The organism is Stenotrophomonas sp. CFBP 13724, from assembly GCF_014841975.1.
In the GTDB taxonomy this organism is placed as follows: Bacteria; Pseudomonadota; Gammaproteobacteria; order Xanthomonadales; family Xanthomonadaceae; genus Stenotrophomonas; species Stenotrophomonas lacuserhaii.
In genome coordinates this window covers 200,541-220,943 of record NZ_JACYUW010000005.1, presented here as the reverse complement: position 1 = coordinate 220,943, position 20,403 = coordinate 200,541, and the positions used below count along the sequence as shown (strand labels likewise).

Below are 20,403 nucleotides of genomic sequence, written 5' to 3'. Positions count from 1 at the left end.
GACGGAGGGAGTTAAGTCGTTTCCGGCACCGCCGGAAGTGACTTAACTCCCTCCGTCCCCTTTTTGAACGTGCTGAGGTGGTCATGCGGGATGACTTCCAGCAGCCGGGCGTGGACGCGTTCTGCGTAGCCGGCCGAGGTCAGGCCGGTGAGGGCGTCGAGGGCGCCCTGCATGGCGTCCACCACGTCGCCTTCCTGGCGGGCCTGCTGCAGTTCGCGGAACACCGCGGCCGCCTGCGGATGACGCTGCATTTCCAGGATGCCCAGCAGGTAGATGCGGGCGGCGGCCATCGAACGCCGACGCTCAGTGGATGGCGCGGTCGGGGCAGCTGCCGCCGAGGGCGCCGCCATCGGTGAGGCCGGGCGGGCAGGCGACATCGGCGTGGGAGCTGGCGTTTCCAGCACGTCCGGTGTGGTCACCAGATAGCCGGCCTGGACCAGCTGGATCACCATCGCCGGGGCATCCGCACCGATCATCGTGGTCAGCGCGACGAGGTCGCGTTGGCCATCGCAGAGGATCAGCAGGCGGCGCTGGCGCATGTCCAGCGGGGCGCGGTGGGCCTGCAGCGCGGTTCGGGCTTGGTCGGTCTTGCGCGGGAGCATGGGCGGCTGCAGAGAAGGCGGTGCAGGCCGAGCCTGAATGCCTGCCGTGAAACCATGATGACAATGCGGCGCGTGCACATCCGGCGCGGTAGCGTTCGCGCACAGCCTTCCAGGAGATGTCCAATGAAAGCCTTCCCCGTAGCCGGTCTGCTGGCCCTGTCCCTTGCTGCCTGCAGCCAGGGCCCGGAAGCGAGCCCGGAGGTGACCTCTCCGATGAACGAAGCAGCCACCAACCCTGCCAAGGACGCCGACCTCGCCGCCGATCCCGACCTGAACAACGCCTCGCCGATCGATCCGCGGCGTGACAGCCCGGCGCGCCTGGACGGCTTCGGTGCGGTGGACCTGGGAGCGAGCCTGGACGATGTCCGCGGTCGATTCGGTGCGCCGCTGCAGGGCGACGTACCGAACGATGAATGCCACTACATCCGCCCGCAGAAGGAGTCGGCCGAAGGCCCGTTCCTGATGATCGAAGGCAACCGGCTGGTGCGCTACGACGTGCGCGGTCCGGGCATCGTCGCCCCCGGCGGCGGTCGCGTGGGGATGAGCCTGGGCGAGCTGCAGCAGCTGTATCCCGAACGCGCCGACCTGGGCCCGGACAAGTACGATCCGCAGGCCCAGCATCTGCGCGTGCGTCCGGAGCAGGAAGGGCACGGCATCATCGATTTCGCGCTTGGCGCCGATGGCAAGGTCAGCGCGTGGCGGGTGGGCCTGCCGCCGCAGGTGGACTACGTGGAAGGGTGTGGTTGAGGGGTGAGGGGTGAGGTGGCCCTGTGACGACCAACGGTCGTCACCCACCAGAAGCGGGGCCTCACCCACCAGGGGCGGGGCGTCAGCCACCGGGACACGGGGATCCACCGTAGAATCGCCGTGACTCCCGCTCAAGGACTGCCTGATGATCGCCCTCGCCATCGCCTGGTTCGTGCTCGGCATCATCCTGCTGGGTCTCGGCGGCGACACCGTCGTCAAGGCCGCTTCCGGGCTGGCCCAGCGCTTCGGCGCATCGCCCTTCACCGCCGGCCTGTTGCTGCTGGGCATCGCGACGTCCGTGCCGGAGCTGGCAGTCAATGCGCGCGCGCTGGCCGTTGGCCAGCCCGAGCTTGCGCTCGGCAATGCGGTGGGCAGCACGCTGGCCAACTTGGGCTTGACCCTCGCGCTGGCCGCACTCGCCGTGCCTTTGCTGATGCGCGCGCGGGTGATCGTGGCGAGCTGGTTCGGCGTGCTGGCGGCCGCGCTGCTGCTGATCGTATTCGGTCTGGACGGACAACTGCTGCGCTGGGAAGGCGGCGTGCTGTTGGCGGCCTTCGTCCTGTTCTTCGTGCTGCTGCTGCGCCGTGGCCGGCATGAGGTGCCGCCGGTACAGGCGCTGATCGCCGACGCGGCGGTGTCACGCCCGGGACTGGCCTTGAACCTGGTGCGCATGGTGATCGCCGCATTGACGTTGTACTGGGGCGCCCGGCTGGTGGTGGGGGCCGCGGCGGACTTCGGCGCTGCGCTCGGCTGGACGCCATTGCTGGTCGGCCTGTTGCCGGTGGCAATCGGCACCGCGCTGCCTGAAGTCGCCGCTGCGGTGATGGCCGCACGACGCGGGCAGGGCGACATGGTGGTGGGCCACGTGCTGGGTTCCAGCGTGGTCAACCTGCTGCTGGTGATCGGCGTGATGGCGCTGGTGCAGCCGCTGGCACTGCCGGCGTCGTTCGTACGGCTTGAACTGCCGGCCGTGCTGGCCTTCGCGCTGGTGCTGTACCCGATGCTGCGCGGTGACCTGCGCATCAGCCGCGCCGAAGGCGGTGTGCTGCTGGGCGCGTTCGTGGCGTGGGTGGGGTTGGAGCTGGGACTGCTGGTGGCCTGAGCGGGGCAGTGTCGAGCGTGCTCGACATCCAGGCGCCCCGGGGACGCTTGGCGCTGCATCGGCCGGCGCATCGCCCGGCCGGCGGAATCAGCGCTCGCGCTCGTCCGTCTTGCTCTCGTTGGAGGTATACACATCGTCGGTCGCTTCCACGACCTTCTCGCGTACCGGCTCAGGCGGCGGCAACTGTTCTGCTTCGGCGCGCTCGTTGCCCGGCAGCGTGGGGCGCGTTTCCATCAGCAGCGACAGCGCCGCCTTGGCCATCAGGTGCGCACTGATCGGTGCGGTGATGAACAGGAAGATGGTGATCAGCAGTTCGCGCGGCTGCGGGTCCTGGCCGAGGAAGATGTGGTAAGCCACCGAGGACACCAGCACGCAGCCAACGCCCAGCGTGCTGGCCTTGGTCGGGGCGTGCAGGCGCTTGAAGAAAGTGGACAGCTTCACCAGGCCCAGCGCGCCCACCAGGATGAAGAAGCAGCCGAACAGCAGCACCACTGACAGCACGATCTGGATGGCGGTGATCATTCGACGATATCCCGGCGCAGCACGAACTTGCTCAGCACCACGGTGCTGCCAAAGCCGAGCATGGCGATGATCAGCGCGGCCTCGAAGTAGATCGCCGAATTGAGGTACATGCCGAACAGCATCAACTGCGCGATGGCGGTCACCGACAGGGTGTCCAGCGCCAGGATGCGATCAGGCACGGTGGGGCCGCGCAGCAGGCGCCAGGTCGACAGCAGCATGGCCAGCCCGACCACGTGCATGCACACCACCAGGGTGTTCTGGATGACATCGAAACCGGTCATGGGAAGATCTCCATCAGCGGGGCCTCGTAGCGGCGTTTGATTTCGGTGATCAGGTGCTGCTCGTCGTCCAGGTTCAGTACGTGGACCAGCAGGTATTTGCGGTCATCGCTCAGTGCAGCCGACACGGTGCCCGGTGTCAGTGTGATCATGCTGGTCAGCGCAGCGATGCCGTGCACATTGGCGATGTCCAGCGGAATCCAGACGAAGCCTGGATGGATCCTGCTTTCCTTGCCCAGCACCTGGCCGGCCACTTCGATGTTGGATACCAGGATGTCCCACAGGGTGGTCATCAGCAGTTTCGGTACGGGCCGCAGCGTCCCGATGCGGGCGAACTCACGGTCCAGGCGCGCGGCAAACAGCGGCACCACCAGGCCCAGCAGCAGGCCCAGTGCGAGCAGGCCGACGCTGAAGCTGTCCGACATCAGCAGCCAGAACACGATGACCATGACGGTGAGCGGCAGCGAGGGAAAGATCCGGCGCAGCAGGGGGCGTTTCTGGTTCATGGGTGACGGATCTCCGGCTGTTCGCCACGCACCTGGTCCACATAACCGGAGGGCTGCAGCAGGTCACTGGCGATGGCATCGGCGTGGCGCAGCAGCGGGGCCGCGAAGACGGTCATGCCGATGCCGTACAGAAGGAGCAGGCAGGCGGCCAGCAGTTCCACCCGGCGCGTGGGCGCCTTGCGCGGCCGGGGACCATCGGGTTCAGCATGCGGCACGCGCCAGAACAGCCGGATGCCACCCCGCGCCAGCCCCATGATGACCAGCAGGCTGCTGCCCAGGACCGCCGTCCACACCGGTGCGGTCAGCTGCGGCGGCATGCCCTGCAACAGCGCGGCCTTGGCCAGGAAACCGGACAGCGGCGGCAGGCCGGCGATGGAAATCGCGGCGACCAGGAACAGCACCGCCGGTGTCTGCTTGCCCGGCATCGGCGCGATGACTTCCTTGCGGTCGCTGGCGCCGCCACGGCGACGACGGATCAGGTCGGCGATCAGGAACAGGGCGGCCGCCACGAAGGTGCTGTGCGGCAGGTAGTACAGGCCGGCTGCCAGCACCTGCTGGTTGCCGACCGAGAAGGCGATGAACAAGGTGGCGGCCGACACCACGACCAGGTACGAGATCAGTACGCGCAGGCGCACGGCGGCGAGCACGCCCAGCCCGCCCAGTACCAGCGTGGCGATACCGGCCCACAACAGCCAGTCGCGGCCATACCCGGCCATGGCACCGGCCTCATCACCGAACCACAGGCTCTGGATGCGCAGCACGGCGTACAGGCCGACCTTGGTCATGATGGCGAACAGCGCAGCCACTGCCGCCGGGGCACGCGCGTAGGATTCGGGCAGCCACAGGTACAGCGGCATCAGCGCCGCCTTCGCGCAGAAGACAAGCAGCAGCAGGCCCATGGTCGCCTTGACCAGTACCAGGTGCGAGGGCGGTACTTCGGCGATGCGCTGGGACAGTTCAGCCATGTTCAACGATCCCAGCGAGGCGTACAGCAGCCCCAGCGCGATCAGGAACAAGGTCGATGCGGTCACGTTGAACACGACGTAATGCAGGCCGATGCGCATGCGCAGGCCACGCCCGCCGCTGAGCAGCAGGCCATACGAAGCGATCAGCATCACTTCGAAGAACACGAACAGGTTGAAGATGTCGCCGGTCAGGAACGCACCGTTCAGGCCGACCAGCTGGAACTGGAACAGTGCATGGAAATGCGGGGCCCGCCGGTCCCAGCCGGAACAGGCATGCATCAGGCAGCCGATCGCCAGCAGCACGGTGGTCAGCAGCATCCATGCTGAAAGGCGGTCGGCCACCAGCGCGATGCCCAGCCGCGCCGGCCAGTCGCCGAGCAGGTAGACCATCGCCGCGCCATCGGCAGTGCGCGCGAACAGCAGCAGCACCGAAGCGAACAGCGCGGCCATCGCCGTCCACGACACCGCGCGCTGTACGCGCGGACCGTAGCGGCGGTGTTCAACGAACAGCGACAGCGATGCGCCTAGCAGCGGGACCAGGATCGGCAGGATCACCAGATGGTTCATGCGTGGTCCTCGTCACGGCGCGGCGGAGCATCGTCGTCGGGCTCGTGCGCGTCGACGTGGTCGCTGTGGTTGTCGCTGCGGCTGCGGATGGCCAGCACGATGGTGACCGCGGTCATCGCGAAGGCGATCACGATGGCGGTGAGCACCAGCGCCTGCGGCAGTGGATCGGTGTAGTTGCCCAGGTTCGCGTCCAGGCCTTCCTTCAGCACCGGCGGCCTGCCGGCGACCAGTCGTCCGCCGGCAAAGATCAGCAGGTTGGTGGCATAGGACAGGAAGGTCATGCCCAGGATCACATCGAAGCTGCGCGCGCGCAGCAGCAGGTACACGCCGAGCATGGTCAGCACGCCGATGGCGCTTGCAATGGCCAGTTCCATCAGTGCATCTCCCCGGTCAGTGCCGAACGCTTCTGTGGATCGATCTCGCCGCGACGCGCGGTCCGTGTCCGCGACGGCTTGATCGTGCCCATCATCGACAGCATCAACATCGCCCCGCCAAACACCACCAGGTAGACGCCGGTATCGAAACCAATCGCACTGGCCAGCGGCACTTCGCCGATGATCGGCAGGTGCAGGTCCAGGTGGCCGCTGGTCAGGAACGGCACGCCGAACAGCATCGAAGCCGAGCCACTGGCCACGGCGATCAGCAGGCCGATGCCGATGCAGCGGACGTAATCGAAGCCGAAGCGCGACTCGACCGAGGCGGTGCCCTGGATGACGTACTGGATCAACAGCGGTACGGCCAGGATGAGGCCGGCGATGAAGCCGCCGCCCGGCGAGTTGTGGCCGCGCAGGAACATGAAGATCGACACGGTCAGGGTCAGTGGGAACATGATCTGCGCCAGGTCGGCCGGCACCGGCAGTTTGATCGGCGGGCCGGGCATGATCTGCTCCGGCGCCATGCGCGAACGCCGCAGCATGGCATGCACCACCAGCGCGGCGATGCCGAACACGGTGATCTCGCCGAAGGTATCGAAGCCGCGGAAGTCGACCAGGATGACATTGACCACGTTGCTGCCGTAGGCCTCCGGCAGGGAACGGGCAAGCATCTCGCCGGCCATCGTGTTCGGGGGCAGGGTCATCGCGGTGTAGGCCAGCGCGGCCAGGCCGACGCCGGCGACCAGCGCGATCGCGGCATCGCGGTATTTGCGCAGCTTGGAGCGCTCGGTCACCGACTGGGCGGGCAGGTAATTCATGCCCAGCAGCATCAGCACCAGGGTGACCATTTCCACCAGCAGCTGGGTCAGCGCCAGGTCCGGTGCGGACAGGAACACGAAGGTCATCGCCACCATCAGGCCCACCCCGCCCACCAGCAGCACCGCCAGCAGGCGCTGCTTGTACATGCGCAGGGTGGCCATGGCGCAGGCCATCATCACCGCCCACAACGCCCAGCCGAGCAGCGGCATCGGCTGCGGAGAGGGCCAGTTCGGCCACGCCGGGGCGGCCAGCCAGGGCGCTGCGGCAGCCACCACCGCCACCACCACCAGGCCGAGCAGCATGCGCTGCAGGCTGCCGTTGGCGATGGCCCCGGTCAGTTTCTGCGCCAGCGCGGAAAGCAGGTCCAGCTGCAGATGGAAGGCATCGCGGCCCGGCGTGGTGTTGCGCACCGCATACAGGTCGATCAGCCGGCGCAGGCCGAAATACAGCACCACGCCGCCCAGCACGCCGGCCGCGCTCATCGCCAGCGGCAGGTTGAAGCCATGCCAGATGGACAGGCTGTACTCGGGCATCTGCGCGCCGAGGATGGACGCCGCACCGGCATGCAGCACCGGGGCGATGGTCAGCGCCGGGGCGATACCCACGGCCACGCAGATCACCACCAGGATCTCCACCGGCACCTTCATCCAGCGTGGCGGCTCATGCGGCACGCGGTCCAGGTCATGCGGGCCCTTGCCGAAGAAGGTGTCGTGTACGAAGCGCAGGCTGTAGGCCACGCCGAAGACACCCGCCAGCAACGCGGCGATCGACATGGCCATCTGCATCAGCGCCGGACCGCCTGCATCGAGTGCCTCGGCGAACAGCATTTCCTTGGACAGGAAGCCGTTGAGCAGCGGAATGCCGGCCATCGCCAGCGAGGCGATGATCGCCAGCGCACTGGTGAACGGCATCAGCCGCCGCAGGCCGCCCAGCTTGCGCATGTCACGCGTGCCGGTTTCATGGTCGATGATGCCGGCGGCCATGAACAACGACGCCTTGAACGTGGCGTGGTTGAGGATATGGAACACACCGGCCACCACCGCCATCGGCTTGGACAGGCCGAACAGCATGGTGATCAGGCCCAGGTGGGAGATCGTGGAGTACGCCAGCAGGCCCTTCAGGTCGTGCTGGAAGATTGCGTTCCAGGCCCCGATCAGCAGGGTCAGTGCACCGATGCCGCTGACGGTGTAGAAGAACAGGTCGGTGCCGGCCAGGGCCGGGTGCAGGCGGGCCAGCAGGAACACACCGGCCTTCACCATGGTGGCCGAATGCAGATAGGCCGACACCGGCGTGGGCGCGGCCATGGCCTGTGGCAGCCAGAAGTGGAACGGGAACTGCGCGCTCTTGGTGAAGATGCCGGCCAGCACGAGGAACAGCGCATATGGGTACAGCGCGCTGGCGCGGATCTGGTCGCCGGCGGCCAGCACCACGTCCAGGTCGAAGCTGCCGACGATGCGCCCGATCAGCAGCACGCCGCCGAGCAGCGCCAGGCCGCCGCCGCCGGTGATGACCAGCGCCATGCGGGCACCTTCGCGGGCGTCCTGGCGGTGCGACCAGAAGCCGATCAACAGGAACGAACTGATGCTGGTCAGCTCCCAGAAGATCATCAGCAGCAGCAGGTTACCGGACAGCACCATGCCCAGCATGGCGCCCATGAACAGCAGCAGGTAGCAGAAGAAGCGGTGCGCGTTGTCCTGCGGGCTCAGGTAGTAATGGGCGTACAGCACCACCAATGCGCCTATGCCCAGCACCATGCCGGCGAACATCCACGCCAGGCCATCCAGGCGCAGGGTGAAATCCAGGCCGATCTGCGGCAGCCATTGGCCACTGCTGCGCAGCACCTCTCCGTCCAGTACGGCGGGGGTGAGCGTGGCGAGGATGGCCAGGCCAGCCAACGGCGCGGCCGCGGCCAACCAGGCGGCCGTGCGGCGGGAACTTCGGGAGAATGCGGCAACCGCCACGGCCAGGATGAAGGGCAGGGCGAGCAGCAGGATCAGGCTTGGGATCATGCAGGGAATACGCGATTCACGAGCAGGTCATGCAGTCTAACAGGCCGACATTTGCTGCCGATACCCACGAATACGCCACCAATTGCACCGAACGTGTGCTGATTCATTTTTTTGCCCTGTCGATGCCGGGCCGGAAGGGGTTGACCTCACCGGCGCAACCACTTTGCCGGATCTGTCGCGAATGGCGCGTGCAGCTCCAAGGTGCCCGTACGGCAGGGGCTGCAAAGGGATGGTGCGGTGTGTTGTGGGCCCCGATGGCGCGTGGATGGGGATCGCGCGTCGCCGCGACGGGCGTCGAAAACGGTTCGTCCGCTCGTTCAGGGAAAAGAGGTCAGTAACGCCAATCGAGGCGGCGATAGACCTTGGCCAGCACCCAGGCCGGGCCGATCAGCAGGTAGGTGAGGTCGGTCAGGAAGCTGGGCTTGCGGCCTTCGAGCTTGTGGCCGAGGAACTGCGCGATCCACGCCAGCACGAACACCGCGCCGGCCAGGCGGGCCAGGTTGCCCAACCCTATTTCCGCTTCCAGCAGGCGGCAGGTGCAGCCGATCACGAACAGCACGGCCAGCATGCCCAGCCCCAACGGGCGCGACAGGCGGTTGTAGAAGCACCACGCGCCGAACATCGCCAGGCCCGCCCAGATGCCGTTCTGGAACCAGGTGATCAGCGGCGGCAGGCACCACAGCAGGGCCACCACCGACCACAGGATGGCCGGCACCGCGACCACGTGGATGCGCTGGTTGATGAGGTTGCGGTGGTCGTCGGAATAGCTGGCGAAGTAGCGGTCTACGGGGCGGGCAAGCGAGGTGCTGGACATGGTGCCTCCGATCGTGCCGGCACGTGGCCGGCGAGCTTTCCAGAGGAGGGCGGGCAGCGCCCGCCGCCGCCTCAATCGACGCTGATGCCGGCCAGTCGCTGCAGGGCTTCGGCGTACTTGGCACGCGTGCGCTCGATCACTTCTGCCGGAATGGACGGGCCCGGTGCGGTCTTGCCCCAGTCCAGCGTCTCCAGGTAATCGCGCACGAACTGCTTGTCGTAGCTCGGCGGGCTGGTGCCCACTTCGTACTCGTCGGCCGGCCAGTAGCGCGAAGAATCCGGGGTCAGCATCTCGTCCATGATGTACAGGCGGCCGTCTTCATCGGTACCGAACTCGAACTTGGTGTCGGCCAGGATGATGCCGCGCTCACGCGCGTAATCGGCGGCGAAGGCATAGATGCGCAGGGTGGCATCGCGCACGCGTTCGGCCAGGTCCACGCCGACCGCCTTGACCATCGCATCGAAATCGATGTTCTCGTCGTGGTCGCCGACGGCGGCCTTGGTGGACGGGGTGAAGATCGGCTCGGGCAGCTTTTCGGCCTGGCGCAGGCCGTCGGGCAGTTCAATGCCGCTGACCTTGCCGGTGCGCTGGTAATCCTTCCAGCCGCTGCCGATCAGGTAACCGCGGGCGATCGCTTCCACCGGCACCGGCTTCAGCTTCCGGGTAACCACCGCGCGCTTGGCGTACAGCGCCGCGTCCACGCCGTCGGGCAGCACGCTGGCCACGTCGATGCCGGTCAGGTGGTTGGGCATCAGGTGCGCGGTCTTGGCGAACCAGAAGTTGGACACCTGGCAGAGCATTTCGCCCTTGCCGGGGATCGGGTCGGGCAGCACCACGTCGAAGGCCGAAAGGCGATCGGTGGCTACCATCAGCAGGTAGTCCCCCGGCGGCGTGCCTTCGGGCAGGCGCTCGCGCGGAATATCGAAAACGTCACGCACCTTGCCGCGATGGCGCAAGGGCAGGCCGGGAAGATCGGATTGCAACAACGTGGTCGGCACGGGCACTCCTGGGGGCTTCGTCGATACGAGCTGCCCAGGGACCCGGAGGGCCCGCCGGCCAGCGGGCGGCCTAGTGTAAAGCCGTCCGGGGCGGCTGTGACGTAAAATGGAAAGCCAATTGGCCAAATCTGCCCGGAGCGCCATGCGCTGGTACGGAAAACTGCTGGGTTTCATCGCCGGGGCCCTACTGTTCCGGCCCAATCCCTTGTTTGGCGCGGTGCTGGGCCTGCTGATCGGCCATGCGTTCGACGCCGACTGGTTCCGCCTGAACAAGGAAAACCCCTACCGTGAGCTGGGACTGACCTCGTCGGCGACCGAGTCGGAAATCGACCTGGCCTACCGCCGCCTGATGTCGCAATACCATCCTGACAAGCTGGTCGGCGCCGCGCCGGAACTGCTCAAGCAGGCCGAGGCCAAGAGCCGCCGCGTGAATGCCGCCTACGACCGCATCAAGACCCTGCGCAAGCGCTGAGTCCTGCCCCTCTTTCTTCCTGCTTCGAAGGCCTGGCCATGTCCAACTGCATCATCGCCCCGTCCATCCTGTCGGCCAACTTCGCCCGTCTCGGCGAAGAAGTCGACAACGTTCTCGCTGCCGGCGCGGACTGGGTCCATTTCGATGTGATGGACAACCATTACGTGCCCAACCTGACCATCGGCCCGCTGGTCTGCCAGGCGCTGCGCAAGCACGGCGTCACCGCGCCGATCGACGTGCACCTGATGGTGGAGCCGGTGGACCGGATCATCCCGGATTTCGCCGAGGCCGGTGCCACCTATATCAGCTTCCATCCGGAGGCCAGCCGCCACCCCCACCGCACCATCCAGCTGATCCGCTCGCTGGGCTGCAAGCCGGGCCTGGTGCTCAACCCCGGCACGCCGGTGGACATCCTGGACTGGGTGCTGGACGACCTGGACCTGGTGCTGCTGATGTCGGTGAACCCGGGCTTCGGCGGCCAGGCCTTCATTCCGTCCGCGCTGGACAAACTGCGCGTGGTGCGGCAGAAGATCGATGCCAGTGGCAAGGACATCCGCCTGGAGATCGACGGCGGGGTGAAGGCCGAGAACATCGGGGCGATCGCCGCAGCCGGCGCCGATGCCTTCGTAGCCGGCTCGGCGATCTTCAACGCCCCGGATTACCAGCAGGTGATCAGCGCGATGCGCGCCAACGTCGCCGCGGCGCGATGAGAAAAAAGGGGACGGAGGGAATTAAACTCGTTTAATTCCCTCCGTCCCCTTTTTCTGCCCATGAACATCCGTCCGGCCACCGTCGCCGATGCAGGACTGATCCTGCGCTTCATCCGCGAACTGGCGATCTACGAGAAGGCCGAATCGTCGGTGCAGACCGACGAAGCGGGGATCGCCGCCAGCCTGTTCGGGCCCGATGCCAGTGCCCAGGCGCTGGTCTGCGAAGCCGACGGCGAAGCGATCGGCTATGCGGTCTATTTCCATAACTATTCCACGTGGCTGGGCCGCAAGGGCATCTACCTGGAAGACCTGTACATCAGCCCGGAAAAGCGGGGATCCGGCGCCGGCAAGGCGTTGCTGAAGCACATCGCGCGGCAGGCGGTGGCCGAGGGTTGCGGGCGTTTCGAATGGTCGGTGCTGGACTGGAACCAGCCTGCGATCGATTTCTACGTCGCCGCCGGCGCGCGGCCACAGGACGAATGGACGGTGTACCGGCTGGAAGGCGATGCATTGCGCGCCTTCGCCGCCGCCTGAAAAAAAGGCCACGCCGCTGCCGGCGTGGCCCTGCTGGAATAGTGGGAGGCTGATCCTGCCTCCATCCGTCTTCCCTGCTATGGCCTCCCATGTTCCGGGCTGTCGGTGACACGCTGATGACATTCACCAGCAAAGAACGCACGGCTGCTAGCCTGTGCCGCCCCCACCCCCGGAACCCCCCATGAGCCTTTCGCGCTGGCGCTTGATCCTGAACGGAAAATCCGCCGGGGACGTCGATGTGCGCGACGCGGTCACGGCTTGGCGCGAACGCGGGATTAACCTTGAAGTGCGGGTCACCTGGGAGGCGGGCGATGCCGAGCGCTACGTGGCCGAAGCCATCGACAACGGGGTGGAGGTGATCATCGCCGGCGGCGGGGATGGCACCCTGAGCGCGGTGGCGGAAACGCTGGCGCACCGCGATGAGCCCGCCGATGCGCTGCCTTCCCTGGCGCTCTTGCCGCTGGGCACCGCCAATGATTTCGCCACCGCGGCGGGCTTCCCTGAGACCCCCGCCGATGTGCTGGCGCTGATCACCGCACAGGACCCGCGCGCGATCGACCTGCTGCGCATCGAAGCCGATGGCAAGGTCTGGTGGTGCGCCAATGTCGCCAGCGGTGGCTTCGGCACGCAGGTGACGGTAGAAACCGATGAAGGCCTGAAGAAGGTACTGGGCGGCCTGGCCTATGTGCTGACCGGCATCTCCAAGCTGGGCCGCATCGAGCCGATCCTGGCGCGCGTGCACGGCCCCGGCTTCGACTGGGAAGGCGGCTTCATCGCGCTGGGCATCGGCAACGGCCGCCAGGCCGGTGGTGGCCAGGCGCTGTGCCCGCAGGCGGTCATCGATGATGGCCAGCTGGACGTCACCATCATTCCGGAACTGACCGGCGAAGTCGGCGCGATGCTGGGCCAACTGGTGACCGGCGGCAAAGAGGCGGCGCTGGAGCATGTCGCAACCCGCACCCGTTTGACCCGGGTGGAGATCCGCGCCGAAAAGCCGCTGACCCTCAACCTGGACGGTGAGCCCGTGGAAGCACGGCATTTCCGCATCGAATGCGTGCCGCGCCGCGTGCGCATGCATCTGCCTGCGGATTGCCCGCTGCTGTCCCGGTCGACAAGCTGATAGGTCTGGCATACTGGATTTGACCCGCGCAGCACGTCCCTGCGGTCAGCTTCATAACTCACTCACAAGGAGTACATGCCGTGAAATCAGCTGTCATCTCATTGGCTTCGATCACCCTGTTGGTTGCATTGACCGGTTGCAGCACGATCGCCGCGAAGACGAACGTTTTGGATGACGACAAGATCAAATCGCAGTCGGCCGGCGCCCTGGGCTACGAGCCGTCGCAGTTGACCCTTGTCAGCCGTCGCACCGAAGGCACTAACACCTACGCCAATCTGAAGGCATCGGACGGCAAGGAGTTCGTCTGCATCATCAATGGGGGCAACCTGCTCTCGATGGGCATGACCAACCCACCCGCCTGCAATAAGAAAGGTGAGCCGATCAAGGCCAGCCCGTTCCAGCGCTGATCAACGCACCGCGATCGGCGTAGTGGCGGCGCCGTCCCGGAAAGGGCGGCGCTGCCATGGCGCAATGTGTAGCGCGGATTGCGGCAGGTTGAGGGGTGTCGCCGCCCCAAAGCAGCGGGAACAGGAGCGGCAGGGCACGCGAACATTAGCGCCGAGCCGTGCTCGGCGAGCACAGCGGCAGGGCCCATGACGGCCAGCGTCGTCACCCACCCGAGCAGAGGCTGACGTCCAGCGGCCGTTACTACCAGTGAGCCGCCTGCGCGTGGTCCAAGCCCCGGGGGAGGGGCAGTCACGCGCGCGGCGGACGGCTTCCGCCTGGGGCGGCCCATGCGGTACAGTGACCGGGTGTCCATCCTGACGACCCCGCGATCCGTTTCTTCCGCACGCCGTAACTGGCGATGGTGGCCCGTAGCCGTCGTCCGCCCAGAAAACGCCGTATCCCGGAAGGAAAGTCGTGTTGAACACCCCCGCCCAGTTCCAGCAGCAGGCCGCTGAAGGCCACACCCGCATCCCCGTCGTCCGTGAAGTGCTGTCCGACCTGGACACGCCGCTCTCGGTCTACCTGAAGCTGGCCGACGGCCCGCACACCTATCTGTTCGAATCGGTCGAAGGCGGCGAGCGCTTCGGGCGCTATTCCATCATCGGCCTGCCGGCGCGCCGCGTGTACACCTTCCGCGGCCACACCCTGACCATCGCCGAACACGGCCAGGTCGTGGAAACCCGGGAAGTAGCCGACCCCTTCGCCGAAGTCGAGGCGCTGCGCAGCGCGCATTCGGTGCCCAAGCTGGACGGGTTGCCCGGCTTCACCGGCGGGCTGGTCGGCTGGTTTGGCTTCGAATGCATCGGCTACATCGAACCCCGCCTGGCGCCGCCGGCCGGGCGCGATGAACTGGGCACGCCGGACATCCTGCTGATGCATTCCGAAGAGCTGGCGGTGTTCGACAACCTCAAGGGCCGGCTGTACCTGATCGTGCATGCCGACCCGCGCCAGCCCGGTGCCTGGGACGAGGCGCAGGCGCGGCTGGACGCGCTGGCCGGCAAGCTGCGTGCGCCCGGCGCCGGCTATCCCGCGCCGCTGCACAGCGACGTACTGGACGAGGGTGACTTCATCTCCGGCTTCACCCGCGAGGGTTTCATCGACGCGGTGGAACGCAGCAAGGATTACATCCGCTCCGGCGACATCTTCCAGGTGGTGCTGAGCCAGCGCCTGAGCGTGCCGTTCAAGGCGCGGCCGGTGGATGTCTACCGCGCGCTGCGGGCGCTCAATCCTTCGCCATACATGTATTTCCTGGATGTCGGTGACATGCAGGTGGTGGGCTCGTCGCCGGAGATCCTGGTGCGCCTGCAGCACGACGCCGACGGCGTGGGTCATGTCACCGTGCGGCCGATCGCCGGCACGCGGCCGCGTGGCGCCACGGTGGAAGAGGACAACGCACTGGAAGCCGAACTGCTGGCTGATCCGAAGGAGCGGGCCGAACACCTGATGCTGATCGACCTGGGCCGCAACGATGCCGGCCGCGTTTCCAGCGCTGGCACGGTGGAGGTCGGCGAGCAGTTCGTGATCGAGCGCTACAGCCATGTGATGCACATCGTCAGCGAGGTGACCGGGCAACTGCAGCCGGGCCTGAGCTATGCCGACGTGCTGCGCGCCACGTTCCCGGCCGGCACGGTCAGTGGCGCGCCGAAGATCCGCGCGCTGGAAGTGATCCGCGAACTGGAGCCGATCAAGCGCAACGTGTATGCCGGCAGCATCGGCTACATCGGCTGGCATGGCGATGCGGACACCGCCATTGCGATCCGCACCGCGGTGATCAAGGACGGCCGCCTGCACGTACAGGCCGGCGCCGGCATCGTCTACGACTCGGACCCGCAGAAGGAATGGGACGAGACGATGAACAAGGGCCGCGCGCTGTTCCGCGCGGTCGCCCAAGCGGCCAAGGGCCTGTAACGCGCTTCATTTTCCTGGCGCGCGTCCTGCGCGCCCGTCTCCCCTACGAAGTCTGGAACCTGATCCATGTTGTGGATGATCGACAACTACGACAGCTTCACCTACAACCTCGTGCAGTACCTGCAGACGCTGGGTGCCGAGGTCAAGGTGGTGCGCAACGATGCGATGACGGTCGATGAGATCGCCGCGCACAAGCCCGAACGCATCGTGATTTCGCCCGGCCCATGCACGCCGAACGAAGCCGGCATTTCGCTGGAACTGATCCAGCGGCTCGGCCCGACCACGCCGATCCTCGGCGTCTGCCTGGGCCACCAGGGCATCGGCCAGGTGTACGGCGGCACGGTGATCCGTGCGGGCAACATCATGCACGGCAAGACCTCGCCGATCCGCCATGAAGGCAAGGGCGTGTTCGCCGGCCTGCCGGATCGCTACCAGGCCACCCGCTACCACTCGCTGGTGGTGGACAAGACGCGGCTGCCGGCGTGCCTGGAGGTCACCGCCTGGACCGAGAACGAGGACGGTACGGTGGAGGAAATCATGGGCCTGCGCCATCGTGAGCATCCGGTGGAAGGTGTGCAGTTCCATCCCGAATCCATCCTTACCGAGCACGGCCACGCGCTGCTGCGAAACTTCCTGCAGCGCTGAGCTGCACGCCGACCCCAGGAGTCCATCGATGCGCTTCTCCCCCCAGGAAGCCCTGCAACGCACCATCGAACACCGCGAGATCTTCTTCGAAGAGATGGTCGACCTGATGCGGCAGATCATGCGCGGCGATGTGTCGCCGATGATGACCGCCGCGATCCTGACCGGGCTGCGGGTCAAGAAGGAAACCGTCGATGAGATCGCCGCCGCCGCGACCGTGATGCGCGAGTTCGCGCTGCCGGTACCGGTCACCGATACCCGCCACATGGTCGATATCGTCGGCACCGGCGGCGATGGCTCGCACACCTTCAACATCTCCACCTGTTCGATGTTCGTGGCCGCCGCTGCCGGTGCGCGCGTGGCCAAGCATGGCAACCGCAGCGTGTCGTCCAAATCCGGAAGCGCCGATGCGGTGGAAGCACTGGGCGCGGTGATCGAACTGCAGCCGGCGCAGGTGGCGCAGGCCATCGAACAGACCGGCGTGGGCTTCATGTTCGCGCCCATCCACCACCCGGCGATGAAGGTCGTGGCGCCGGTCCGGCGGGAGATGGGCGTGCGCACCATCTTCAACATCCTGGGCCCGCTGACCAACCCGGCCAGCGCACCGTCGGTGCTGATGGGCGTGTTCCATCCGGACCTGGTCGGCATCCAGGCGCGCGTGCTGCGCGAGCTGGATACCGCGCGTGCCATGGTGGTGTGGGGCCGCGACAACATGGACGAGATCTCGCTTGGCGCCGGCACCTTGGTGGGTGAGCTGCGCGACGGCAAGGTCCGCGAGTACGAGATCCACCCGGAGGACTTCGGCATCGCCATGTCGGCCAGCCGCAACCTGCGCGTGGATGGCCCGGAACAGTCCATCGCGATGCTGCGTGCGGTGTTGGACAACGAGCCGGGCCCGGCGCTGGACATCGTGGCGCTGAACGCGGGTGCGGCCCTGTACGTGGCCGACGTGGCCAGCGACATCGCCGATGGCCTCGCACGTGCCCGCGCCGCGATCGCCGATGGCAGCGCCCGCGCGCGCCTGCAACAGTACGTCGACATCACCCGCGTGCTGGCAGGCTGAGGCGGCAACGCCGGAAACGACTTAACTCCCTCCGTCCCCTTTTTCGTGTGAACACCATGAGCGACATCCTGCAGACGATCCTGGCCCGCAAGGCCGAAGAAGTGGCCCAGCGCCGCGCCGCCGTGCCGCTGGAACAGCTGCAGGCACGGCTGGCCGATGCGCCGCCGGTGCGCGGGTTCGTGCGTGCATTGCAGGCAGCGATCGCCAACGGCGACCCGGCGGTCATCGCCGAGGTCAAGAAGGCCAGTCCCTCCAAGGGCGTGATCCGTCCGGATTTCCATCCGGCCGATATTGCGGTCAGCTATGAATTCGGCGGAGCCAGCTGCTTGTCCGTACTGACCGACATGGACTTCTTCCAGGGCAGCGATGCCTACCTGCAGCAGGCACGCGAGGCCTGCACGCTGCCGGTGCTGCGCAAGGACTTCGTGGTCGACCCGTACCAGGTGGTCGAAGCGCGCGTGCTCGGCGCCGACTGCATCCTGTTGATCGTCGCCGCGCTGGAAGACACCCAGTTGGCGGAGCTGTCCGAGCTGGCGATCAGCCTGGGCATGGACGTGCTGGTGGAAGTGCACGACATCGATGAACTGGAGCGCGCGCTGCAGGTGCCGGCGCCGATGATCGGCATCAACAACCGCAACCTGCGCACCTTCGAGGTGTCGCTGCAGACCACGCTGGACATGCGCAACGCGGTGCCGAAGGATCGCCTGCTGGTGACCGAAAGCGGCATCCTGGGTCCGCAGGATGTCGGCCTGATGCGTGATGCCGGGATCAACGCGTTCCTGGTGGGCGAAGCGTTCATGCGGGTGGAGGAACCAGGCGAGGGCCTGCGTCAGCTATTCTTCGCGGCATGAGCACGATCTATCCAACCCCGCAGGACGATGCGCCGCTGGTGGTGTTCGATTTCGACCACACCCTGTATGACGGCGATTCCGGCAGCCATCTGTTTGCCACCCTGATCAAGCGCAATCCCCTGCGGCTGCTGGCCGCGCTGCTGGTGACGCCGGTCGCCGGCCCGCTGGTGGCGATGCTGCCGACGCGGCGCGCCGGCATTTCGATCTACGTTTGGATCGCGACCTTCGGCATGCACCGCGCACGCGAGTTCAACCGCGTCATCGATGCCTATGTGCTGAAGCACGAACCGACACTGCGCGCGAAACTGCTGCCGCAGGCGCTGGAGGTGTTCGCCGCGCACCGTGCCAAGGGCGACCGCGTGGTGGTGGCCACCGGCGCGCCGCCGGAGCTGGCGCGGGCGATCCTGGCCTTCGTCGCGCACGTGGACGTGCCGGTGATCGGCAGTGAAGTCGGGCCGCGCTTCGGTGCCGTCGGCGCCACCCGCCACTGCCACAACGAAGAGAAGATGCGCATGCTGCGCGAGCGCGGCTACGGCAACATCGATGTGGCCTACTCCGACAGCACCGCCGACCTGCCGCTGCTGGTGGCGGCCAAGGCACCGGTGGTGGTCAATCCCAAGCGTGGCAGCGTGGACTTCTTCCGTCGCGTGTTGCCCGAAGGTACGCGCATCCTCAACTGGGGTTGCGAAGACCGCGGCGGCGAAAAAGCCTGAGGCCGCGGGCCCGGTAGTGACGGCCGCTGGCCGTCAGCCCTTGCCTTCGGCGCTACCGCTCCAGCAGGCCGAACACCGTATGGCCGATCTGATACAGGCTGATCGCCAGCACCAGCACGCCTACGGCGACCAGCACCCAGCGTTCCTTGACCCGCTTCACCAGCACCGCGGCCAACGGGGCGGCCATCATGCCGCCGATCAGCAGGCCGGCGACGATCTGCAGGTGGTGCAGCCCCATCGACAGCAGGAAGGTCGCGGAGACCGTCAGCGTCACTACGAACTCGGCTGCATTGACGGTGCCGATGGTGGTCCGCGCCTCACCGCCCCGCGCCAACAGCGTGGAGGTGGCCACCGGGCCCCAGCCGCCGCCGCCGCTGGCGTCCAGGAAGCCTGCGACGGCACCCAACAGCGGCACGCGCTTGATGTCGCCCTTGGGCATCAGCCGACCGGCCGCGCGCAACAGGATGACGATGGCGAGCACCAGCAGGTACAGATAAATCAATGGCCGGATGATGTCGCCAGGCAGCTGGGTGAGTCCATATGCGCCGACTGCCCCGCCGATCGCGCCGGGTATGGCCAGGCGCACGAACAATCGGCGGTCCACGTTGCCGGCCATCAGGTGGGAAACCCCCGACGCGCCGGTGGTGAAGACTTCGGCGGTGTGGACGCTGGCGCTGACCTGTGCCGGTGGCAGGCCCATGCTGAGCAGCACCGAAGACGACACCAGCCCGAACGCCATGCCCAGCGCGCCGTCGACCAGCTGCGCGCCGAGGCCGATCAGGATGAACCACCAGAATTCGCTGCTCAGCTCCATCACATCATCCTGCAGGACTGCCGTGCACCGGCAGGTGACGGCGGGGGTGACGCAGTGACGACCAACGGTCGTCACCCACCAGGGGCGGCGTCACCCGTCAGGAGACCTTCAGCGCGTGCCGTACAGCACCACGGTCTTGCCGCGGGCATGCAGCAGGCCGTCCACCTGCAGCTTCTTCAGCACCCGGCCGGCCATCTCGCGCGAGCAGCCGACCAGGCGCGCCAGTTCCTGCCGGGATACCCGCAGTTGGCTGCCCTGCGGGTGGGTCATGGCCTCTGGTTCTTCGGCCAGGTCATGCAGGGTCCGCACGATCCGGTCGGTCACGTCCAGGAAGGCCAGGCGGCTGGCCTTGCGGCTGGTATCGAGCAATCGCTTGGATATCTGCTGGCCCAGCGCGTACAGCAGGCGCGGGGCATCATTGGACAGCGGGCCCAGGAACAGCTGGTGCAGGCGTTCGTAGCTGATCTCGGCCAGCTCGCAGGCGGTCCGGGTGCGCAGGATGACCTCGCGGCGGTCCGATTCCACGAACAGGCCCATTTCACCAACGAACTCGCCGGTGCCGAAGTAGCCGAGCACCAGCTCGCGCTCCTCGTCCTCTTCAGCAATTATTGAAACCGACCCACTGATCACGTAGTACAGGGTCCCGGCCGGATCACCGGGGCGGAACACATCGGTTCGGGCAGGGTAGCGACGCCGGTGGCTGTGGGCCAGGAAGCGGTCGATGGTAGCGATGTCCAAAGCCAAAGGACTGGTAGCAAGGCGCACGGTTGACACGATGGTGGCGCTCCCTCTGCGCATGAACGGATTCACGGGGTGGAGAGCAGCT

The 20,403-nt window shown here is 66.8% G+C and carries 23 protein-coding genes; 12 read left to right on the top strand and 11 right to left on the bottom strand.

Features of this window, described 5'->3' with window-relative positions; genetic code table 11:
- Positions 1 to 11: 11 nt before the first annotated feature.
- Positions 12 to 602 (bottom strand): hypothetical protein, encoded by a 591-nt coding sequence (locus IFT63_RS17150; protein ID WP_249404517.1) that lies wholly within the window; start codon positions 600 to 602, stop codon positions 12 to 14.
- 123 nt (positions 603 to 725) lie between these two features.
- Here IFT63_RS17150 and IFT63_RS17145 point away from each other — a divergent pair, with 123 nt between their 5' ends.
- Positions 726 to 1,349, top strand: coding sequence for a hypothetical protein (locus IFT63_RS17145; protein ID WP_192085202.1), 624 nt, complete (start codon positions 726 to 728; stop codon positions 1,347 to 1,349).
- Positions 1,350 to 1,494: 145 nt separating this feature from the next.
- Positions 1,495 to 2,451, top strand: coding sequence for a sodium:calcium antiporter (locus IFT63_RS17140; protein WP_192085201.1), 957 nt, complete (start codon positions 1,495 to 1,497; stop codon positions 2,449 to 2,451).
- Positions 2,452 to 2,538: 87 nt separating this feature from the next.
- On the opposite strand, the gene IFT63_RS17135 is transcribed toward IFT63_RS17140, so the two are convergent.
- From IFT63_RS17135 to IFT63_RS17100, 8 genes are all read right to left on the bottom strand, one after another.
- The gene (locus IFT63_RS17135; protein WP_101099303.1) at positions 2,539 to 2,973 is read right to left on the bottom strand and encodes a Na+/H+ antiporter subunit G; all 435 of its coding nucleotides are present in this window, start codon (positions 2,971 to 2,973) and stop codon (positions 2,539 to 2,541) included.
- Complete coding sequence (locus IFT63_RS17130) at positions 2,970 to 3,254, bottom strand: K+/H+ antiporter subunit F (RefSeq protein ID WP_042614266.1); 285 nt, start codon at positions 3,252 to 3,254, stop codon at positions 2,970 to 2,972. Before IFT63_RS17130 ends, IFT63_RS17135 begins: the two co-directional genes overlap by 4 nt.
- Positions 3,251 to 3,757, bottom strand: a complete 507-nt coding sequence (locus tag IFT63_RS17125; protein ID WP_042614267.1) for a Na+/H+ antiporter subunit E — start codon at positions 3,755 to 3,757, stop codon at positions 3,251 to 3,253. Before IFT63_RS17125 ends, IFT63_RS17130 begins: the two co-directional genes overlap by 4 nt.
- Complete coding sequence (locus tag IFT63_RS17120; protein ID WP_192085200.1) at positions 3,754 to 5,289, bottom strand: monovalent cation/H+ antiporter subunit D; 1,536 nt, start codon at positions 5,287 to 5,289, stop codon at positions 3,754 to 3,756. Before IFT63_RS17120 ends, IFT63_RS17125 begins: the two co-directional genes overlap by 4 nt.
- Complete coding sequence (locus tag IFT63_RS17115; protein ID WP_042614269.1) at positions 5,286 to 5,663, bottom strand: Na+/H+ antiporter subunit C; 378 nt, start codon at positions 5,661 to 5,663, stop codon at positions 5,286 to 5,288. Before IFT63_RS17115 ends, IFT63_RS17120 begins: the two co-directional genes overlap by 4 nt.
- A complete protein-coding gene (locus IFT63_RS17110) occupies positions 5,663 to 8,491 on the bottom strand; it encodes a monovalent cation/H+ antiporter subunit A (RefSeq protein WP_192085199.1) in 2,829 nt (942 codons plus the stop codon). The genes IFT63_RS17115 and IFT63_RS17110 overlap by 1 nt, the downstream gene beginning before the upstream one ends.
- Positions 8,492 to 8,822: 331 nt before the next feature.
- Positions 8,823 to 9,305: an Mpo1-like protein gene (locus tag IFT63_RS17105; RefSeq protein ID WP_042614271.1), complete on the bottom strand. Its 483-nt coding sequence runs from the start codon at positions 9,303 to 9,305 to the stop codon at positions 8,823 to 8,825.
- 71 nt (positions 9,306 to 9,376) lie between these two features.
- Positions 9,377 to 10,303 (bottom strand): phosphoribosylaminoimidazolesuccinocarboxamide synthase, encoded by a 927-nt coding sequence (locus IFT63_RS17100; protein WP_042614272.1) that lies wholly within the window; start codon positions 10,301 to 10,303, stop codon positions 9,377 to 9,379.
- A 142-nt stretch (positions 10,304 to 10,445) separates the two neighbouring features.
- On the opposite strand from IFT63_RS17100, the gene IFT63_RS17095 reads away from it, so the two are divergent.
- From IFT63_RS17095 to IFT63_RS17050, 10 genes are all read left to right on the top strand, one after another.
- Positions 10,446 to 10,775: a DnaJ domain-containing protein gene (locus IFT63_RS17095; RefSeq protein WP_042614273.1), complete on the top strand. Its 330-nt coding sequence runs from the start codon at positions 10,446 to 10,448 to the stop codon at positions 10,773 to 10,775.
- 38 nt (positions 10,776 to 10,813) lie between these two features.
- Entirely contained in the window at positions 10,814 to 11,485 is a 672-nt protein-coding gene (gene rpe / locus IFT63_RS17090) for a ribulose-phosphate 3-epimerase (protein WP_042614274.1), read from the top strand.
- Between the two features lie 60 nt (positions 11,486 to 11,545).
- Positions 11,546 to 12,019 carry a GNAT family N-acetyltransferase gene (locus tag IFT63_RS17085; protein WP_042614275.1) on the top strand — a complete coding sequence of 158 codons (474 nt, stop codon included), beginning with the start codon at positions 11,546 to 11,548 and terminating at the stop codon, positions 12,017 to 12,019.
- Positions 12,020 to 12,200: 181 nt separating this feature from the next.
- Positions 12,201 to 13,139 (top strand): lipid kinase YegS, encoded by a 939-nt coding sequence (gene yegS, locus IFT63_RS17080; RefSeq protein WP_192085198.1) that lies wholly within the window; start codon positions 12,201 to 12,203, stop codon positions 13,137 to 13,139.
- Between the two features lie 80 nt (positions 13,140 to 13,219).
- A complete protein-coding gene (locus tag IFT63_RS17075; RefSeq protein ID WP_042614277.1) occupies positions 13,220 to 13,546 on the top strand; it encodes a hypothetical protein in 327 nt (108 codons plus the stop codon).
- Between the two features lie 457 nt (positions 13,547 to 14,003).
- Positions 14,004 to 15,494 carry an anthranilate synthase component I gene (gene trpE / locus IFT63_RS17070; RefSeq protein ID WP_042614278.1) on the top strand — a complete coding sequence of 497 codons (1,491 nt, stop codon included), beginning with the start codon at positions 14,004 to 14,006 and terminating at the stop codon, positions 15,492 to 15,494.
- A 66-nt stretch (positions 15,495 to 15,560) separates the two neighbouring features.
- Positions 15,561 to 16,139 carry an aminodeoxychorismate/anthranilate synthase component II gene (locus IFT63_RS17065; RefSeq protein WP_192085197.1) on the top strand — a complete coding sequence of 193 codons (579 nt, stop codon included), beginning with the start codon at positions 15,561 to 15,563 and terminating at the stop codon, positions 16,137 to 16,139.
- A 28-nt stretch (positions 16,140 to 16,167) separates the two neighbouring features.
- The gene (gene trpD / locus IFT63_RS17060) at positions 16,168 to 17,199 is read left to right on the top strand and encodes an anthranilate phosphoribosyltransferase (RefSeq protein ID WP_042614280.1); all 1,032 of its coding nucleotides are present in this window, start codon (positions 16,168 to 16,170) and stop codon (positions 17,197 to 17,199) included.
- 56 nt (positions 17,200 to 17,255) lie between these two features.
- Positions 17,256 to 18,050 carry an indole-3-glycerol phosphate synthase TrpC gene (gene trpC / locus IFT63_RS17055; RefSeq protein ID WP_192085196.1) on the top strand — a complete coding sequence of 265 codons (795 nt, stop codon included), beginning with the start codon at positions 17,256 to 17,258 and terminating at the stop codon, positions 18,048 to 18,050.
- Positions 18,047 to 18,763, top strand: coding sequence for a haloacid dehalogenase-like hydrolase (locus IFT63_RS17050; protein ID WP_192085195.1), 717 nt, complete (start codon positions 18,047 to 18,049; stop codon positions 18,761 to 18,763). The genes trpC and IFT63_RS17050 overlap by 4 nt, the downstream gene beginning before the upstream one ends.
- A gap of 52 nt (positions 18,764 to 18,815) precedes the next feature.
- Here the strand turns inward: IFT63_RS17050 and IFT63_RS17045 are convergent, their stop codons facing one another.
- Positions 18,816 to 19,577 (bottom strand): sulfite exporter TauE/SafE family protein, encoded by a 762-nt coding sequence (locus IFT63_RS17045; RefSeq protein WP_042614282.1) that lies wholly within the window; start codon positions 19,575 to 19,577, stop codon positions 18,816 to 18,818.
- Positions 19,578 to 19,685: 108 nt separating this feature from the next.
- The gene (gene crp / locus IFT63_RS17040; protein WP_042614302.1) at positions 19,686 to 20,375 is read right to left on the bottom strand and encodes a cAMP-activated global transcriptional regulator CRP; all 690 of its coding nucleotides are present in this window, start codon (positions 20,373 to 20,375) and stop codon (positions 19,686 to 19,688) included.
- Between the last annotated feature and the right edge of the window lie 28 nt (positions 20,376 to 20,403).

Coding starts and splice junctions, on each gene's coding strand:
- IFT63_RS17150 (WP_249404517.1), bottom strand. CDS start 602: ATGCTCCCGCGCAAGACCGACCAAGCCCGAACCGCGCTGCAGGCCCAC.
- IFT63_RS17145 (WP_192085202.1), top strand. CDS start 726: ATGAAAGCCTTCCCCGTAGCCGGTCTGCTGGCCCTGTCCCTTGCTGCC.
- IFT63_RS17140 (WP_192085201.1), top strand. CDS start 1,495: ATGATCGCCCTCGCCATCGCCTGGTTCGTGCTCGGCATCATCCTGCTG.
- IFT63_RS17135 (WP_101099303.1), bottom strand. CDS start 2,973: ATGATCACCGCCATCCAGATCGTGCTGTCAGTGGTGCTGCTGTTCGGC.
- IFT63_RS17130 (WP_042614266.1), bottom strand. CDS start 3,254: ATGACCGGTTTCGATGTCATCCAGAACACCCTGGTGGTGTGCATGCAC.
- IFT63_RS17125 (WP_042614267.1), bottom strand. CDS start 3,757: ATGAACCAGAAACGCCCCCTGCTGCGCCGGATCTTTCCCTCGCTGCCG.
- IFT63_RS17120 (WP_192085200.1), bottom strand. CDS start 5,289: ATGAACCATCTGGTGATCCTGCCGATCCTGGTCCCGCTGCTAGGCGCA.
- IFT63_RS17115 (WP_042614269.1), bottom strand. CDS start 5,663: ATGGAACTGGCCATTGCAAGCGCCATCGGCGTGCTGACCATGCTCGGC.
- IFT63_RS17110 (WP_192085199.1), bottom strand. CDS start 8,491: ATGATCCCAAGCCTGATCCTGCTGCTCGCCCTGCCCTTCATCCTGGCC.
- IFT63_RS17105 (WP_042614271.1), bottom strand. CDS start 9,305: ATGTCCAGCACCTCGCTTGCCCGCCCCGTAGACCGCTACTTCGCCAGC.
- IFT63_RS17095 (WP_042614273.1), top strand. CDS start 10,446: ATGCGCTGGTACGGAAAACTGCTGGGTTTCATCGCCGGGGCCCTACTG.
- rpe (WP_042614274.1), top strand. CDS start 10,814: ATGTCCAACTGCATCATCGCCCCGTCCATCCTGTCGGCCAACTTCGCC.
- IFT63_RS17085 (WP_042614275.1), top strand. CDS start 11,546: ATGAACATCCGTCCGGCCACCGTCGCCGATGCAGGACTGATCCTGCGC.
- yegS (WP_192085198.1), top strand. CDS start 12,201: ATGAGCCTTTCGCGCTGGCGCTTGATCCTGAACGGAAAATCCGCCGGG.
- IFT63_RS17065 (WP_192085197.1), top strand. CDS start 15,561: ATGTTGTGGATGATCGACAACTACGACAGCTTCACCTACAACCTCGTG.
- trpD (WP_042614280.1), top strand. CDS start 16,168: ATGCGCTTCTCCCCCCAGGAAGCCCTGCAACGCACCATCGAACACCGC.
- trpC (WP_192085196.1), top strand. CDS start 17,256: ATGAGCGACATCCTGCAGACGATCCTGGCCCGCAAGGCCGAAGAAGTG.
- IFT63_RS17050 (WP_192085195.1), top strand. CDS start 18,047: ATGAGCACGATCTATCCAACCCCGCAGGACGATGCGCCGCTGGTGGTG.
- IFT63_RS17045 (WP_042614282.1), bottom strand. CDS start 19,577: ATGGAGCTGAGCAGCGAATTCTGGTGGTTCATCCTGATCGGCCTCGGC.
- crp (WP_042614302.1), bottom strand. CDS start 20,375: ATGCGCAGAGGGAGCGCCACCATCGTGTCAACCGTGCGCCTTGCTACC.